Here is an 18,446-nt window from a genome sequence, read left to right as displayed (position 1 = left end):
GCAACTGTTGCTAATCTAACGGCTACAGGTACAGCACTTAAATGGTATGGCACGGCTAACAGCACAACAGCTTTAAATGCTACAGATGCAGTTGCAACAGGCAATTATTTTGTAACACAGACACTGAACGGATGTGAAAGTTCGAAAACTCAGGTAGCAGTAACGGTAAATGTTACTCCTGCTCCTACAGCTTCAGCACTTACATTTAACCAGGGTGCAACAGTTACTAACCTTACTGCAAACGGAACAGACCTTAAATGGTATGCTGCTGCAAACGGAGGTAACGAACTTACTTCTGACACAATACTTGAATCAGGAAGTTATTTTGTTTCGCAAACCATAAATGGATGCGAAAGCACAAGAATAGAAGTTGTTATTACTATAACAACAATAGTTTTACCTGAAGCACCAATAGCTTTGGCACAAGTATTCTGTAATTCTGCTACTGTTGAAGAATTAGTTGCCGAAGGGCAAAACCTTAAGTGGTATGCCTCTCAGGATAGCACTACAGTATTATCTGCCAGCGATGTTTTAACTACAGGAAACTATTATGTATCGCAATCGGTTAATAATGTAGAGAGCGCAAAAACTGAAGTTTCTGTAACCATAAATGTTACCCCTGCACCTATTGCTACAGCACTTACGTTTAACGAAGGTGCTACAGTTGGCGACCTTATTGCAACAGGAACGGATATTAAATGGTATGCTGCTGCAAATAGTGGCAACGCACTAACTGTTGACACTGCACTTGAATCAGGAAGCTATTTTGTTTCGCAAACAATAAACGGTTGTGAAAGTATAAGAACAGAAGTTGTTGTTACAATAACGACGATCGTGGTTCCCGAAGCTCCTACAGCTACTGCACAAGTGTTCTGTAATTCGACAACTGTTGCTGATATTGTTGCCGAAGGAGAAAACCTTAAGTGGTATGCTTCTTTAAATGCTGAAACTGCTTTAGCATTAACCGATGCTATTGTTACAGGAAACTATTATGTATCGCAAACAGTTAATGATGTAGAAAGCACAAGAACTGAAGTTTCTGTAACTATAAACATTACCCCTGCCCCGGAAGGCGAAGCTACACAGTTATTCGCTGAAGACGGAAACACTATTGCAAACATAGAAGCTGAAGGCCAAAGCATTAAATGGTATGCTACAGAAGCAGATGCTATAGCTGGAGAAAACGAACTTACTGAGAATACAATTCTAATATCTGGTTCTACTTACTATGCCACGCAAACCATAAATGGCTGCGAAAGCAACCAGGTCCTTGCTGTAACCGTGACCATTACACTTGGCATGGATGATGTAAGTAAGTTTACTTACAAGTACTATCCTAACCCGGTTATAGATAAACTGTACATAGAAACTGCCGAGACAGTGACTAACATTACAGTTTATAGCCTTACCGGTCAGGAAGTTATAAACCAGCAATGGAACACACAAGGAGGAACACTGGATGTTTCTTCTCTTGAAGCGTCTATATATCTTGTGAAGATAAACTTTGGTACGGTAGAAGAAACCATACGAATGGTTAAGGATAAAAAATAAGAATCACATTTTATATTCCTTGTCCGGCTGCATGAATGCAGCCGGACTTTTTTTATAAATATACAAAAAAGCAGTTTCAGCCATAAATCAATTGTTTCATAAAATTTACATAACAAACAGGTTTAATATGTAACCATTAGCTAACAATTTAGCAATGATTACATAGGCAGTTGAGCTATACGTATTTATAATTTTACCAAAAATAAAAAACATTAAAAAAATGAAACAGATTTACGTTTTAGCAGCTGCTCTAATGCTTACAGCAATAACTGCAAATGCACAACAGAATGTACTTGTTAATGGTGATTTTGAGAACTGGACAGAAGAGAATCCGGTAAATTTTGACAAAGCAGGAACGACTGTTCTTTACAATGACCTTTTAGTAAAAGAAACTACTATATCTCAAAGCGGTAATTCGGCAAGACAGGAATCTAAAGCTCAGGGAACAACACAATACTTAGAGTATGGAGATCTTATCTCAGTTGTACCGGGACAAAGCCTTACTATCAGCTATTCTTATATGGATAACGATACTAAAGCAAGAACAAGACTGTGGTCAAGCTGGTTAAACGATGCTAATACAGCACTACCTACAGCAGACCAGTCTAACATTCAGGAAACTGAATATTCAGTTGAAAATACACAGTGGGTAAATAAAACACTAACTGTAACCGTACCTGCCGGAGCGGCTAAATTAAGATACCAGATACGTACATACCACCAGGATGGTGTAGGTGGAGGTTATATCTATTTTGATAACCTTTCTCTTATTGTAAACGGAGTTGCAGGTGTTAATGACAATACTATCGAAGGACTTCAGTTATTCCCTAACCCGGTATCAGAAGGTACATTAAACATTACATCTTCTAACAACAATGATAAAGATGTAGTTGTTTATGATATGTTAGGTAAAACCGTTCTTTCTGCTAAAGTAACTAACGGTACTGTAGAAGTATCTAACCTTACTGCCGGTATTTATATCGTAAAAATTACAGAAGAAGGTAAAACCGCTACAAGAAAATTGATTAAAAAATAATTGGGCTAATTATATTTTTAGAGAGCATCCTGTCGGATGCTCTTTTTTTATTTAAACTATTTATTTAATTTATGAGATTAGTATTACATCTCAGCTTACTGCTCCTTGCTCCGGCAGTTTCTGCCCAGTATATTAGTGTTAATGATACTTATGCAGCCCAGCAGTTGGTCGCTTCACTTATTGACGCTTCATGCGCACAGGTAGCTAACATTTCGCTAAGCGGCTCGCCTGATAATAAAAGTTATGGTTATTTTACCAATGCTTCACCCGGTTTTCCTATGAACAATGGAATTATTTTGAGCACAGGATATACATCTTCAGCTCAGGGGCCAAATTCATCATTGTTAAGCGAAGGTGCTGCGACATGGTTGGGTGACCCCGACCTTGAAGACGCCCTGCTTGTAAATAACACGATCAATGCAACCGTATTGGAATTTGATTTTATTCCCTACACCGATAAAATTAGTTTTGATTATATTTTTTCGTCTGAACAATACCTTACGAGCATTACATCTCAAAACCAATGCAATTATACCGATGGGTTTGCGTTCCTAATAAAAGAAGCAGGAAGTACAAGTCCCTATAAAAATCTTGCCGTAGTACCGGGAACCGATATTCCTGTAAAAGTAAACACAGTAAGGGGCGAAGGTGTTTGCCCATCTGCCAACGAGCAATATTTCGGAGGTTTCAATCCGGTAGAGCACCCAACTAATTTTAATGGCCAGACAGTAGTTTTACAGGCACAGACAGCCGTGACAGCAGGCACCTTGTATCACATTAAGCTTGTAGTTGCAGACCAGGGAAATAACCTGTATGACTCGGCGATACTTCTTGGCGGCGGCAGTTTTAAAAATATTACCGACTTGGGGCCTGACAGATTATTTGATACTCTAAACCCACTATGCACAGGTGAAACACTTACCCTTGATGCTACAACAGCAAATGCTATGGGCTATAAATGGTACAAAAAAGGTGCACTGCTAGCTGAAACATCTCCACTCTACAATGTAACATCAGGCGGAGAATATAGTGTTACAGTAGAATTTGGTATCAGCTGCACGTCTATCGGAAAAATAAGGATAGAAGAAAGCACTCCGCCACCGGCCTCGTCTTATAACCTCGTTCAATGCGATGAAGACAACAACGGCCTTGCCGTGTACAATCTTGATCTTGCCTACAAAATGATTACTAATAATGACACATCCCTTTATGTAAACTATTACTTAAGCGAGGCCGATGCACAAAACAGCAGTAATCCTATTGCTAATACTTCAGCTTTTCAGAATACTGTGCCAAACCAGATGCTTTATGCCCAGGTCATGACACCTTACAGCTGTTTTAGCATAAGTAAAGTAAATCTCCTGACTTCAAATAATACATTGGTACAACCACCACCTATTGGCCTTTGTGATGAAGACGGTTCTGTTGACGGCTTCAGAATTTTTGACCTTACAACACGCAATGCAGAGATACTGCAAAACTTACCGCAGGGGCTTCAGCTTGATTATTATACAACTGAAAACGATGCGCTTCTTTCTGTAAATCAAATAAGCAATCCCTCATCATTTATAAATACATCTGCAAATACCCAGATTATTTACTCAAGGGTGTACAATGGAGCCGATTGTTTTGGTATTGTACCTTTAGAGCTCATGGTATATTCCTTTGGAAATTCGCTTCAGGACGAAGAGGTGATACAATGTGCAGGAGAAACTATTATTCTTAATGCAGGGGCAGATTATGCATCTTATGAATGGAATGGCAATCCGTTATACGACCAAAATACATTTGTTATAGATCAACCCGGAGATTATACCGTAAAAGTTTCCAATAGCCAGGGATGTTTTGGGTCAAAAACATTTACAGTTATCCCATCCGGCCCTGCTACAGATGTGGTAATAGATATCAATGATTTTAATGGTGGTAACAACAGTGTTACCATTGAGCCTATTGGATCGGGTAACTACGAATTTTCATTAGACAGTATCCATTTTCAGGATAGCAATGTTTTTAACAATTTGGATGCAGGAGAATACAAAGTGTACATAAACGATCAAAACGGATGCGGAATGTACTCAGACAGATTTTATGTACTGGATTATCCGCTGTTCTTTACACCAAATAATGACGGAAAACACGATGTTTGGCGCATTCCTTATCTATCGTTTGTGCCGGATGCCGAAGTTATTGTATTTGACCGCTACGGACAACTCATAACAGGATTTAAGGGATCAGGCTCATGGGATGGAAACCTGAATGGAAGACCACTTCCTGCTACAGATTACTGGTTTGTTATTAAATTAAGAAACAAGACTGTAAAAGGACATTTCTCTTTACTACGATAAAAAAAGAGCATCAATATCTGATGCTCTTTTCGTTTACTGCTATTTCTGTTTTACGAGATATAGATACACCGGTAAGTGATCACTGTACCCTATATCCCCATTCCAGTTACGGTTTGGATATCCTTTGTATTGCCCTGCTGTTTGCAGCATATAAGGCTTCTTGAACACTCCTGCTTTCCAGTAACGGTATGAAGTATAATCTTTTCGTATCAATGGTTCTGTAAGTATCATCTGGTCAAAGAGATCCCACGCATCCCTGTAAGCAAGCGTCCCTACCCCATTTTTAGACATTTCTTCCATCGGGTTAAACATCCCTTGTTTTTGAACCTGATCCTTTTTGGCTTTTGCATTCAGCACCTTCTTGATACTCTTGTTATAAGGCCCATCATTTAGATCTCCCATGGTGATAACCTTGGCATCCTGGTTAATCTTATACAGCGAGTCAATGATCTTAACATTAAGCGCCGCTGCCGCTTCCCGAAGGTGGCTGCTGCTTGCTTCGCCTCCCCTGCGCGATGGCCAGTGATTCACTATAAAACTAACCTCTTCACCATCAAGAAGACCGGTTACCAGCAGCTGGTCACGGGTATATATCCTGCCAGATGTATCGGTTTCCGCCTTGTCATCTTTATCATTCAGGTCTATCTTTATTTCTATTTTGTCTTTGCTTTCCGGCTTGGCAAAATCATCATATATATACAAAGGTATATTTATAGAACTTGTAGGTTTAAAATGTTTCTTTTGGTAAAGCAGCGCAGTATCTATCCCCCTTTTGTCGGGAGAATCATACTGGATAATTCCGTAATCTTTTGCCGCCAGCTGCGGATCTTTCACCAATGCCTCAAGCACTCTCCTATTTTCAATTTCACCCAGCCCGATAACCGTTGGCGAATTCGGATTTTCATCTGTACCGATAAGCGAGATCACTTTAGCAATGTTGTTCACTTTCTTTTTAAAGTTCTTCGTCGTGTACACCCACTCGTCATCCCTGGTTAATGGGTCGTTGATGGTGTCATAAAAGTTCTCCACATTATAAAATGCGATTGTGTGCACCTTAAACTGTTTTTCCTGTGCATTTAGTTTAAAAAATGCAGTTGCAATAAAGGTTAAGGTTAATAAATTTTTAATCATTTTGGCGACATATTAAGTAAATATCAAGTTTAGTTTAAACCGTTCGGCAAAAGTAAATAGGATTATCAAAACATCTAATTTTGGCCTCGTTAAGAAATATTTAACTTAATGATTGAGGGATTAACTTTAACTAAATCTATGAAAAAAGCACTACTCGGCCTTTTCCTGTTTTTGCAGGTTTTTACCTGTTTAGCACAACAGGTTCCGCAGGTAAAAGGTACCGTTCTCGATTCAAAATCGAAAAAACCCATGCAGGATGTTTCTGCAACATTACAAAGCACAAATCTTACCGTGACAACAAATGCCGAAGGTGTTTTTATTTTTGAAAACGCTATTGAAGGTAAACAAACCGTTGTGTTAAACAGTGCAGGATACGCACCAAAGACACTGAATTTTGAGGTTGTAAAAAACCAGACTACAGATCTGGGTACAATTCTTTTTGAAGAAGACATTACGTCTGAGCAGGAACTGAGCCTTATTACCATAACCGAAAATGACCTTGGTGATGACAACAGTGGTTCAGAAAACACCGCCGGGCTTCTTCAGGCCTCGCGTGATACCTATCAGCAGGCAGCTGCCTTTAACTGGGGGCTGGCGCGCTACAGGATACGCGGCCTTGATAATGAATATGGTGTTACCATGATAAATGGTGTGGTAATGAACAAAATGTATGACGGCAGGCCGCAATGGAGTAACTGGGGAGGCCTTAATGATGCAACAAGAAACCAGGAATTCACAATGGGATCTGCACCATCTGACTATACTTTTGGAAGTATCTTAGGTACACAGGAGATAAATACAAGGGCTTCTATTTACAGGCCGGGTACAAGGATATCGTATTCGGGTACAAATACAAACTACAGCTGGAGAGGAATGGCTACTTATGCATCGGGCTTAAACAAAGACGGTTTTGCATTTGTTTTATCGGCATCAAGACGATGGGCACAGGAGGGCTATTTTGAAGGCAGCGATTATGGAGCAAATTCATTTTTTGCAAGCGTTGAAAAGCGTTTTGGCGAAAAGCACAGCTTAAACTTTACCAGCATATATGCACAGAACAGTCGTGGAAAAAACTCTCCTAATACTCAGGAGGTAACAGATCTAATGGGGGTTAAGTATAACTCGTACTGGGGCTGGCAGAATGGCGAGAAAAGAAACTCAAGAGATAAAGACGTAGAAGAACCTATCTTTATGCTTAGCCATTACTGGAAGATCAACGAAAGCATGACACTTAACACAAACGTTGCTTATCAGTTTGGTAAGATAGGTAACAGCCGCCTTGACTACCAGGATATAGATAACCCTGACCCTACGTACTACAGAAACCTGCCGAGTTACTATACATCAATGTACCAGACAGACAATAACCTGAACTCTGTAATTCCTGCTGACGCTTATCATCCGGGAGGCGTAGGTGGTTTATACATCGGTGACCAATTTAAAACCATTGCTGATAAAACAAGAGCAAACTTTGTTGCTAACCCGCAGCTTGACTGGCAGGGTATGTATGATGCAAACTCAACCGTTATTACTGATGCTAACGGAAACATTATAGGTCGTACGCCTACTGCGAGCCGCTATGTGCTTTATGAAGACAGGACAGATGATAAGACTTGGACTGCAAACAGTATATTAAACGCACAGCTTACAGATAACATTACTTTTAATGCCGGTGCAACATTCAGGAAATTAAAATCACACAATTTCCAGAATCTTCTTGACCTTTTAGGAGGTACTCATTTTAATGACATCGACTCATTTTACACTGGAAACCAGTCGCAGTCTGACCTAAATAACCCTAACAGGCAGGTGGGTGTTGGCGATACTTACGGTTATAACTATAATCTTATGGCTAACAACTACGATGCTTTTGCACAGGCAAGGTTCTCACAAAGAAAAGCTGATTTCTATATTGGCGGTAATTTTTCGCGATCTGAGTACCAAAGGGAAGGTTTATATAGAAACGGTATCTATGCAAACAACTCTTTTGGCGACAGCGATAAGATAAACTTCGACAACTTTGGTGTAAAAGGTGGTGCTACGTATAAAATTACAGGCAGGCATATGCTAAGCTTTAATGGCGTTTACATGACTAAAGCACCTACCCTGCGCAATACATTCCCTAACGCCAGGATGAACAATACTATCGTAGACGGTTTAGACAGTGAAAACATTTACAGTGGAGACCTAAGTTATATCATAAGGACACCTAAGCTTAAAGCAAGGCTTACAGGTTTTTATTCTAAAATAGCAAACGCTACTGAGACGTCATTCTTCTTTGCAGAAGGTATTGTAGAATCTACTGACAGTGATACTAATAACGATGCATTCGTAGCGGAGACCGTTACAAACATTGACAAGAAGCAAATGGGACTTGAGCTTGGTATAGAGTATCAGTTCACATCAACATTAAAGGGTATGTTTTCTGCGGCTTACGGCCAATATACTTATGATAACAACCCTAATGTATCTATTAACAATGACGGCGCAGCAGCTGATCTTATAGAGGCTAACCCGGATCTCGTTCAGGGAAACGGTTCTATTACAAACTTTGGGCAGGCCCATCTTAAGAATTACAAACTACCGGGTATGCCGCAACAGGCTTTATCTATTGGTTTAGAGTACAGAGACCCTAAATTCTGGTGGATAGGCGCAAATGCCAATTATCTCGCATCAAACTATATTGATGTTTCAGCACTACTTCGTACAGACCGTTTCATTATTGACCCTGAAACAGGAAAACCTTTCCTTGAAGTTACAGATTCGCGCACAAGACAACTACTGAAACAAGAGAAATTTGACAACTTCTTCCTTTTTAACCTTACGGGTGGTAAATCATGGAGAGTAGGCAATAATACTTTTGGATTCTTTGCAAGTATTAATAACGTGCTAAATAAAACCTATAAAACAGGTGGTTTTGAACAAGCCAGAAATGCAAACTACAGACAATTAAACCAGGACGTTTCAAGCGGAACGCCATCATTTGGCCCAAGGTACTTTTATGGCTACGGAAGGACATTTTTTGTAAACCTATATATAAATCTATAAAAAAATACTATGAAAACAGTTTTCAATAAATCAGTAATTGCATTTGCAATGTCGGCAGGTCTTTTGGCAAGCTGCGTTAATGATGATGATTATAAAACTCCGGTACTTCAGTGTGCCGAAGCTACAATAAGCCCTACAATGGAGCCACAGGCTATTACAGCAGTAGATAATGCAGCTAAATTCAATGGCCCATCAGGAAGTGTTATTCAGGCATACGTTGTATCAAGCGATGTATCAGGTAATTTCTTTAAGACAATATCATTACAAACACTTGACGGATCTTTTGGTTTTAGCGTTCCTGCCGATGTTACATCTATATTCAGGAAGATGGAACCAGGAAGGATGGTATTTATAAAAATGGACAGTACCTATGTGGATACAGAATTTGGTTCATTAAGGATTGGTGCCCTTTACAACGGCAATCAGGTAGGAAGGCTTACCCCTGCCGATTTTAAAGAAATCGTGATTCCATCATGTACGGTGGTTAATGAAGAGCAGCTTGTTCAGAAATTATCAATTCAGGATGCGATGAAAGATTCCCGCCTTAACACGCTTATCGAACTTCAGAATGTTGAATTCGTTAAAGAATCTGTTTATGATACGTATTATGATGCAGGCAATGCAATAGGCGGCGCTACAAACCATTATCTTGAAGACGCTACAGGCAGAAGAGTTATATTCAGGACGAGCGAATTTACAAGCTATGCATCAAGCAAAGTCCCAAAAGAATCAGGTACCGTTAGAGGAGTTATGACAAAATACAACTCAGATTACCAATTCATTGCAAGAACAGAAGATGATATTAAACTTACACAGACAAGATTTGGAGATGCTCCGCCGGAACCGGGACAAAGCCAGTCGGCTCAGGTAGGATCTCAAATTGCATTTGCAGGTTCACTTACCGAAAACTTTGAAAGCTATGCACTAAACGCATCTGCGTTCCCTAAATATGTTGCAGATTACACTGTGGGTAACAGATACTGGCAGGTAAAACAGTTCCCTGCAAGCACAGGAAACAAATACATAGAGATGACATCGTTTAACGGTGCGAGCAATCCGGGTGCTCCATCTAAAACATACCTTTTTGTACCGGCAGATTTTACTACAGCAAACACTTTCAGCTTTAGCAAAGAAATTCGTTACATGACGGGCGAAGCGCTTAAGGTATATTACATTAAAGCGGCAGATTATCAGGCTGGTTTTGCTATAGATGCTACTAAACTTGTAAACATTACAAACAGCTTTACAAACCTTACATATCCTGCAAACGGAGAATCTCAAAACTCATTCTCTACGGCCGGTACTTATAATCTTCCTGCTGATCTTACAGGAAACGGTTACTTTGTGTTTGAATATAATGGTACTTCAACAGTAACGACTACAATACAAATTGACGATATCGCTATCAACTAGGTAACAATTCGTATAAATTAAAATCCCATTCTGTAAATATGCAGAGTGGGATTTTTTAGTTAAAGGCTTTTTACCTTTTTAATAGCATTGAAACATCCTAACTCTTTTCATCTGAAAATAGTAAGGAGAAATACGGATAACACTAAAAAACAAATCCCCGCATACAGCGGGGATCTGAATTATTATTCTTGTTAAGAATTATTATTTTTCTTCTCTATTAATGTAAACCCATCCGGTAATTGATTCACCGTTTGAACGTTCTATCATATAGAAATAAGTACCTGTAGGAAGTTCGTCTCCATTGTTTCCTTTACCTACAAATTCACTAGTATAATTAGACTTGCTGTACACCTGCTGTCCATAACGGTTAAATACTTCAAGGCGTTTAACATTAAGGGCAGATAGATCGAACTCGTCATTTTTACCATCACCATTAGGAGATATACCACGCGGAATCATACATGTTGTACTAAGCACTTCAAAAGTATCAGAGCTTACGCATCCGCCTTCTGTAGTAACAGTAACAGTATATTCACCAGTAGATTGAGGTGTCATCTTACGTTCTGTAGATGTAAATCCATCAGGACCCGTCCATGAATATGTAGCGCGGTCAGTATCAAACGAACCGTTCACATCTGTAACTTCTACATAATAAACATTAGATTCACAATCGTCTAAGAAAGTAAACTCCGGTGATGCAGATATCGTCACTTCAAAGAAGTTCTGTGCACTACAAGCTGTGTTTCCTTCAGCAGCAGCATAAACAAATATTTGCTGTGTAGCTGTGATGGTTTCGCCTGCACTCAATTGAGTACCTGTTCCGTTTGTTCCTGTATAATAGTTGTTACCGGCACTTAAAGCAGGAAGAACATAGCTGCCACATGCCTCAACATCCGTAGGAGCATCTGCCACAGGAACAGCTACAACAGTTACTGTAGATGTTTTAGTATCCACACATCCACCTTTAGTTACAGTTACAACATATTCCCCTGCTGTAGTAACAGAAATAGTAGCTGTAGTATCAGCAATTGGGTTTCCGTCTAATGTCCACGTATAAGTAGCAGTTGAAAGGTCTTCGCCAGCATCCGGTGTCACAGTTAATACTGCAGCATTGCCTTCACAAACAGACTGATCAGCTGTTAAGGTAAACTTAGGTGGATTATTTGACACTATTGCATCAAAAGAATACACTACAAAACATGGTTGTCCAACTCTCATGATCCTCACCCAAAGGGTAGTAGTAGCATTAGTTACAAAATCTGTAGGGATATTGTTAGTATCTCCTGCCTCAGCATCTGCCTGCGTAGTATAGAACGTAAATGAATAGTTAGGCATTTCGGCAGCATCAAATGCATTAGCAACAGCCTCATTAAGATCAAAAGTAACATCTTCTCCATTACCACATCTGGTAATGTCTACAGGCTCGTTAGCAGGAATAATCTGCTCCTGTACTTTTATTGCAAAATTACTTTCTCTAACAATTGTGTTACCGTTGCAAAGCAAATAAGATGCACGTGCTGTCATTGTAGTGGTACCCGTTTCTGATACTGTAACATCAATATCTTTAGTGTTACCTACAACTGAACCATCTTGTAACCATTCGATTGTGGCAGTAGAATCTCCGTTTGGAGTAAATCTCCATGCCTCATTAGTAGCAGTCCAGTCTCCGGTATTTCTGTTTGGAGGGGTAAATGCTAAAGTACCATCGGCATTCTGAAGCCCTATAACACCTACTCCGTTTTGCCATTCCGGACATGGTACCCTTCTTGTTACATATACTTCTATGATATTAGTAATTTCATATAGAACAATCTGAGAAGTTTGTGGTCCAACAGAAGGATCACTATTACAATCACCACTAAATTGTGCCAATTCATTAAAGTTTACTACCAATGCACGGCAAGGGTAGTTACCTAATACCTGGTAGTTAATCGTTGGATGTGCAAAAGAGTTATTGATAGACGGATCCGTATCCTGATAAACACCATAAATAGCATTCAGTACAGGGAAACTTGTATCCGGTATTGTCTGGCTAAATGACCATGGCATCGTACCTCCCTGATTTGCAGGGTGGGTAGTATCAAAAGATATAGCGCCATTAGCACCTACCTGTGCAGCGTTATACACATCGCCCATGAAACAAAACTCAAATGGTAATGTAACTTTAGGAGCCCATGAGTCATCAATATCCACATTCATCTGTGTTCCTCCCGTAGTAGGGAAAGTAACCACAAATGGTATGCTGCTTACTTCATAAGAAGTTGTCTGTGCAGCACCTTCATAGTAGTTTGCGCTAAAATGAACATTAACATCGTCTCCTGCACATATAACATACTCCGTGTCAGGAACCACAACATCGAGATTATCATCTACAACCGTAACATCGGCACAAACCGGCGGTGCGAATACAGAGAATCTTAATGGCCCGGACCAGAAGCTTGTATTACCATCGGCACATATAGATCGTACATAGTACTCATACAAAGTACCCGGTACAAGCTCATCTACTACGAGGTGAGGCTCAGATACGGTCTCTACAGTTGGTGCAACGCCAGGGAAACCGGCATCCTGCAATTGTACTACAACTTCCCACTGTAATTCTGTTCCTCCCGGAGTCCAGCTCAGGTTAGTGGTGTTTACAGCATTTACAACACTTACACTCACTAAATTAGTAGGCTGAGGACAGGTAATCTCTGAACAGTACGGAAGCCCCTGATAAATAACAGTAGTCTTTTCAGACTCTCCAGATCCTGCAACTTTATTAAATACCGTTTGGTTATTAAAATCGTTCACTATGGCCAATCCTATATCTCCGTAGCCGCCTTCGTTCCAAAGTACCTCATATGGTATTCCTGTACAAAGCTGAACAGGAACAGTTTCAGGTCCTTCGCCGTCAGTAAATGTATCACCAAATGTGGCAATTAAAATTCCGCTTTGAAGAACGCTTACAGTGTTACCATTCCATCCCCCACCTGTGCTGGTCATAACAAAGTTATAAGTACACTGGTCTGTAACTTCACATACATTTGTATGGAATCTATATGGGCCACTCCAACGGCTCAAGTCGCCGGGACCACAAACAGATCTCACATAGAACTCATAATTTGTACCCGAAGTAAGGCCGTCGTAAGGGAATCCGTTAGTAGGAGCCGGAGTACCAACAGTTGTTGTTCCCGGTAGTGGAGATCCCTGAGGAACCACATAAACTTCCCACGCATTGGCTGTTCCAACTTCAGTCCAGTTCAATGTCACCTCTGTCATTCCTGCATCAGAAACATTAAGATCTATCGGTTTAGGACAAGTAAGAACCTTAGCCTCAACATTGTCAACCGCAGAAGGAGGATTACCACCTGTAAACGAGTTGTTTACCCATTGGAACACAAAACGCTGTGTTGTTCCTGCCTGAGCTGCATCTATAGGAATCACAAAGTTTTCATTTTTCCATACCGCATTGTTATAAAGATTATCAGGAGTTACTTTAACCCCATCCGAATCTGTAATCTCACTACCTGCAACCGGCAGGTAATTTAGAGGCACCATCCATACGCTAAGATAATCTCCACCCCATTGTTCACCTACGCCTTTCCAGTCAAAGGTAAAATCTAGTTCGGCAGTACCTGTAGGAATTACAACATCCCTATATGCGTGAATTATCGACTCTTCAGTGTCTGTAAATCCATTAGTTACACCATTATCGTTAGTCACATAAAGTGATTTTGAAGGGCTGCTAAATGTAGCTCCGCCCACAGCCCAAGTATTAGGCTCGTTTAAACTTATAATAGTATAATCAGGGTTAGCTCCTTCAAAATTTTCTGCATATGGCAGAACTGCAGGAACCTGCGGTGTATTAAAATTATTGCCACCTACCCAGAAGCTGTTTCCATCTGCTGTACCACAATTACTTCTTATCCATATAAAATAATTAGTATTAGCCGGAAGTCCCGGTATAACAAGCGTTGTACCTGTAATACCCGTTCCTGTAGGAACTGTGCCCGCTACAGGAGGAACAGGGCTTGTAGTAAGATAGTACTCATAGCTATCCGGTGCATCTGCAGGTGCTGTCCATGTAAATGTAGCATTGTTTTCGTCTATAGATGCTAAAATTACATCTGTAGGAGCAGAACAAGTGATTACAGAGAACCCTACGTTATCAATCGCTGCAGGAGTATTTCCACTGCTCCAGCTGTTTTCCCATTCAAAGATTACTCTTACTATGTTACCGTTCCACGCTGCCGGAATATCAACAACATTGTTAGCTGTTATCCATACATTGTTATCATATAGATCACCCCCAACTGCTATTACATCGGGGTTAGCGCCAACCTGCTCACCCGCAGTAGGACCAAATGTTACAGGTGCTACATACACACGTAAAACGTCTGCACCCCACTCTACACCTACGCTTTTCCAGTCGAAGTTCAGAAGGACCTGACCTGAGGCTATAGTTGCAGGAAGCTGAATATCTCTATAAGCATGAACTATACTAAGTCCGTCATTACCGTTATAAGAATTTGTAACACCCCCGTCCTGAGTCACATAAAGGGACTGAGTTGGGCTATTGCTTGTTGCAGTGCCTACTACCCATTCATTATCATTTGACGTATTGAACGAATAATTTGGGGCTGCACCATCAAAATTCTCTGCATACGGCATCGTAGCAGGCGTTTGAGGTGTTACAAATTTGAGCGGGCCTACCCAGAAGCTGTTTCCATCAGTGGCACCACAGTCACTTCTAACCCAGAAATTATAATAGGTTGAAACTGCAAGCCCGGGAATCATTACGTTCGTATCAGCCGTACTGCCTGTAGGTGCTGTGGTCTCAACTGGGTTTGTAGCATCTGTAGAAAAATAATAATCATAAGAACCCGGTGCCGAAGCAGGTGCAGTCCATGATATCGTAGCCGAATCTACTGTAAGTCCGTCAAGAGTTATATCGCTAGGCGCAGGACATGTAATTACAGATAATCCCACGTTATCAACTGCAGCAGGCATAACACCGCCGCCCCAGCTGTTTTTCCATTCAAAAATCACTCTCCTTACAGTACCATTCCATGTTGTTGGTACATCAATAACGTTGTTGGCAGTTTGCCAGTCATCACCATTATTATAATCGGGACCTGACCTTACAATATCTCCACCCTCATTGATTTCTGTCCCAACTGTAGGAGAAAATGTTACAGGAGCAATATATACTTTCATTACATCACTTCCCCACTGATCGCCAAGACTTTTCCAGTCGAAGTTAAGAAGTATTTGTTCTGAAGGAATGTTAGCCGGAAGCTGGATATCTCTGTAAGCATGAACCACTGTATAATTGAATGAATCGTAACCATAAGTTGTTCCATCATTACTTACATATAGTGATTGTGTTGGGCTGCTGCTGGTAGAAGTACCTACAACCCATTGATTAATTGCAGTAGCGTTAGACAAGGTAAAGTTATGCGCACCTGCATCAAAATTTTGAGCATATGGCATATCTGCAGGAATTTGGGGCGTATTGAAGCTCACAGGGCCTGTCCAGAAACTTTGGTCAGTATCACTACAATGAGATCTAACCCATACAAAATAATTAGCCGATGTTATCAGCGGCGTTATCGTTGCCGTTGTCTGAGTACCTGGTACCGTTTGCGTAGGAGCAGTTGCCGCACCCGGAGGTGTTGAACTCTGCGACGCATAGATATCATATATTGCAGGAATGACAGATGGAGCAGTCCATTCAATAATAGCCTGTGTAACGTTAAGATCCTGCACAGCAAGGTCTGAAGGCTGAGGACAAGTAACTACTTTAAAGGCAACATTATCTATTGCAGCGGGAGGATTAGATCCTACACTAAAGTCATTAGTCCATTCAAACACAAGTTTTACAAGTGCCCCGTCCCATTCGGCCGGTGCTGTAATAACTGTATTTGATGTTTGCCATGTGGCAGAAAGGTTTCTCCTCTCACCTATCCTTACACCATCATCTTCTGTAATAGCAATACCTGGTGTAGGTGTATAAGAATCTGGTACAACCCAAACGTTGATAAAGTCACAGCAGCTCTCACCGTAAGCTTTCCAGTCAAACGAAAGGCTTAGCTGATCTACAGTTGGCGGCATTAATAACGTTTTGTAAGCATGAACTAAAGATGTCGTTCCGTTAGCATATGCATTTGTTACACCGTTATCGTTAGATATGTAAAGCGATTTAGTAGGGCTGTTGCTTGTAGCAGTACCTACAACCCATCTATTTGTTTCGGTACCGTTAGCGAGTGTAAAGCCTGGATCGGCACCATCAAAGTTTTGATAGTAATCTATTGGTGTAGCTACCTGGCTTGTGGTAAACAGGAATGGGCCGGCCCATATACTGTAATTACCACCGGCACAGCTTTCTCTAACATAAAACTCATACGTCGTTGCCGGTACAAGAGCCGTTCCTCCCGTCGTAGTAGTAACGTTGTTACCTGCACTTGTAGCAACAACAGGCCCTGATGCAGGAAGTCCAGTTCCCTGGGGCTGTACTACCATTTGCCATGAGCTAGCTCCTGTACTCCCCGGAGTCCAGCCTAAAATAGCCGACGTACCGGTAACACCTGTAGCTGAACCAGCTGTAGGCTGCGGACAAAATACCTGTTGGATTGTAAGTGTGTATGGAGTAGTTTGCGGCGAACCGTTTGTTGAAACTACTATATAATATGTAGTTCCCGCTGTCATTGCAAACGAAGAAAGATTAACCGGTGCGGTTGCTGTTGCAGTACCACCGCCTATACATGCTGAACCAATATTAGCACAGGCACTGTATATAAACATTCCGGCAGGGCCGTTTGTGTTTGTAAGTGTTACACTATAGTTACCTGTAGCGTTTGCAGTATATGCATAAACAACATCATTACCTGCAAGGTAATTGCCAGAACTGTTACAGCCTGTTCCGGGAATTCCTTCATAGAAATCGCTGAAATTTTCGGTGTTGTTTGTATCGCTATAATTACCTCCCGGTATTACTATAGGCGATGCACAGGTTTCACCCAGACAGCTTGTTTTAAAATATACTGGGCCAAGCCATGGGCTCTTTGAATCACCGCAGTTATTACGCACATAGAATTTATAATCCTTGCATTGCGTTAATCCTCCGGCAACATAAGGAAGTGCACCTGAATAAGGAACACCCGTACCTGTTGGCGTAGCTTCTGCAGCAATGACCTCAATCTCCCATGCAGTTACACCCTCGCTTGTCCATGTTAGCGAAGCACTGTCCATTGTTTTAGACGCTACAATTCCTGTTGTAGGCGCAACACACGCTGCAGCTACAAGTACATCGTCCAGAAACCAACGGTCATGATCAGCTCCCTGCATTAAGAAAGCAACACGAACCTGAGTTCCCACTGACCACAATGCGTTGTTAGGAATACTAATCAGTTTTTCTGTCCAGTCAGTTTGTGAAGGGTTAAGCTGAAGCTCACTAAAAGTAGCTAAAAGGTAGGCCGCATCGCTTGTAAAGTTAGCTACTGTAGGTGCTAAAGTTGCAGGCATCACGTACACTTTGTAGATACTCCCCTGGTCTCCCAAAATAGTAAGTCTCGACTGAAACTTTAACTCTGCATTTGCAGGCATTGGGAAAGATTTTGTAACGAGCCAGTCAGAAGGGATGGCAGCAGTGGGAGCTACTGCTTCTTTGGCTAAATAAGCTGAATACCCTGAACCACCGAATGGCGGTTGCTGAGTGTTACCCGGCGTTGTTTGTACCCATGTAATGTTAGGGCCAAACTCATTGATCACTGTCCAGTCTGGCGGTGCAGCAGGGTTGCCTGTCCATGGAGCATCAAAATGCTCTACCGGTAGCTGCGCATACGCAAAAAAAGACATCAATGATGCGACGATCATTAAAGTAATTTTTTTCATTGTTTATGAATGGTTTAAATTTTAGATAAAATTATAAAATTATCACA

7 protein-coding genes are annotated in these 18,446 nt (G+C 41.0%); 5 read left to right on the top strand and 2 right to left on the bottom strand.

The genetic code is table 11. The features are described from left to right. The 3 genes from R1T16_RS18225 to R1T16_RS18215 all read left to right on the top strand — a co-directional run. On the top strand, positions 1-1,551 hold a 1,551-nt coding region (locus R1T16_RS18225), incomplete at its 5' end, for a T9SS type A sorting domain-containing protein (protein WP_317502570.1). A 220-nt stretch (positions 1,552-1,771) separates the two neighbouring features. Then, positions 1,772-2,587: a T9SS type A sorting domain-containing protein gene (locus R1T16_RS18220; protein ID WP_317502569.1), complete on the top strand. Its 816-nt coding sequence runs from the start codon at positions 1,772-1,774 to the stop codon at positions 2,585-2,587. Between the two features lie 71 nt (positions 2,588-2,658). Beyond that, the gene (locus R1T16_RS18215) at positions 2,659-4,932 is read left to right on the top strand and encodes a choice-of-anchor L domain-containing protein (RefSeq protein WP_317502568.1); all 2,274 of its coding nucleotides are present in this window, start codon (positions 2,659-2,661) and stop codon (positions 4,930-4,932) included. Positions 4,933-4,971: 39 nt separating this feature from the next. On the opposite strand, the gene R1T16_RS18210 is transcribed toward R1T16_RS18215, so the two are convergent. Further along, positions 4,972-6,063, bottom strand: coding sequence for an endonuclease/exonuclease/phosphatase family protein (locus tag R1T16_RS18210; RefSeq protein ID WP_317502567.1), 1,092 nt, complete (start codon positions 6,061-6,063; stop codon positions 4,972-4,974). A 138-nt stretch (positions 6,064-6,201) separates the two neighbouring features. Here R1T16_RS18210 and R1T16_RS18205 point away from each other — a divergent pair, with 138 nt between their 5' ends. Then, the gene (locus tag R1T16_RS18205) at positions 6,202-9,111 is read left to right on the top strand and encodes a carboxypeptidase-like regulatory domain-containing protein (protein WP_317502566.1); all 2,910 of its coding nucleotides are present in this window, start codon (positions 6,202-6,204) and stop codon (positions 9,109-9,111) included. Between the two features lie 9 nt (positions 9,112-9,120). Continuing rightward, complete coding sequence (locus R1T16_RS18200) at positions 9,121-10,524, top strand: DUF5689 domain-containing protein (protein WP_317502565.1); 1,404 nt, start codon at positions 9,121-9,123, stop codon at positions 10,522-10,524. Positions 10,525-10,725: 201 nt separating this feature from the next. Here R1T16_RS18200 and R1T16_RS18195 read toward each other — a convergent pair whose 3' ends face one another. Next, positions 10,726-18,399: a fibronectin type III domain-containing protein gene (locus R1T16_RS18195; protein WP_317502564.1), complete on the bottom strand. Its 7,674-nt coding sequence runs from the start codon at positions 18,397-18,399 to the stop codon at positions 10,726-10,728. Positions 18,400-18,446 lie beyond the last annotated feature (47 nt).

Origin of the sequence: Flavobacterium sp. DG1-102-2 (genome assembly GCF_033042555.1) — a bacterium.
Classification (GTDB): Bacteria; Bacteroidota; Bacteroidia; order Flavobacteriales; family Flavobacteriaceae; genus Flavobacterium.
The sequence above is the reverse complement of the archived record's forward strand: the minus strand, read 5'-3'. Positions and strand labels throughout refer to the sequence as shown.

What these genes read in the sequence shown, in the direction of transcription:
- R1T16_RS18195 (WP_317502564.1), bottom strand. Translation starts at nt 18,399, where the DNA reads ATGAAAAAAATTACTTTAATGATCGTCGCATCATTGATGTCTTTTTTT.
- R1T16_RS18200 (WP_317502565.1), top strand. Translation starts at nt 9,121, where the DNA reads ATGAAAACAGTTTTCAATAAATCAGTAATTGCATTTGCAATGTCGGCA.
- R1T16_RS18220 (WP_317502569.1), top strand. Translation starts at nt 1,772, where the DNA reads ATGAAACAGATTTACGTTTTAGCAGCTGCTCTAATGCTTACAGCAATA.
- R1T16_RS18205 (WP_317502566.1), top strand. Translation starts at nt 6,202, where the DNA reads ATGAAAAAAGCACTACTCGGCCTTTTCCTGTTTTTGCAGGTTTTTACC.
- R1T16_RS18210 (WP_317502567.1), bottom strand. Translation starts at nt 6,063, where the DNA reads ATGATTAAAAATTTATTAACCTTAACCTTTATTGCAACTGCATTTTTT.
- R1T16_RS18215 (WP_317502568.1), top strand. Translation starts at nt 2,659, where the DNA reads ATGAGATTAGTATTACATCTCAGCTTACTGCTCCTTGCTCCGGCAGTT.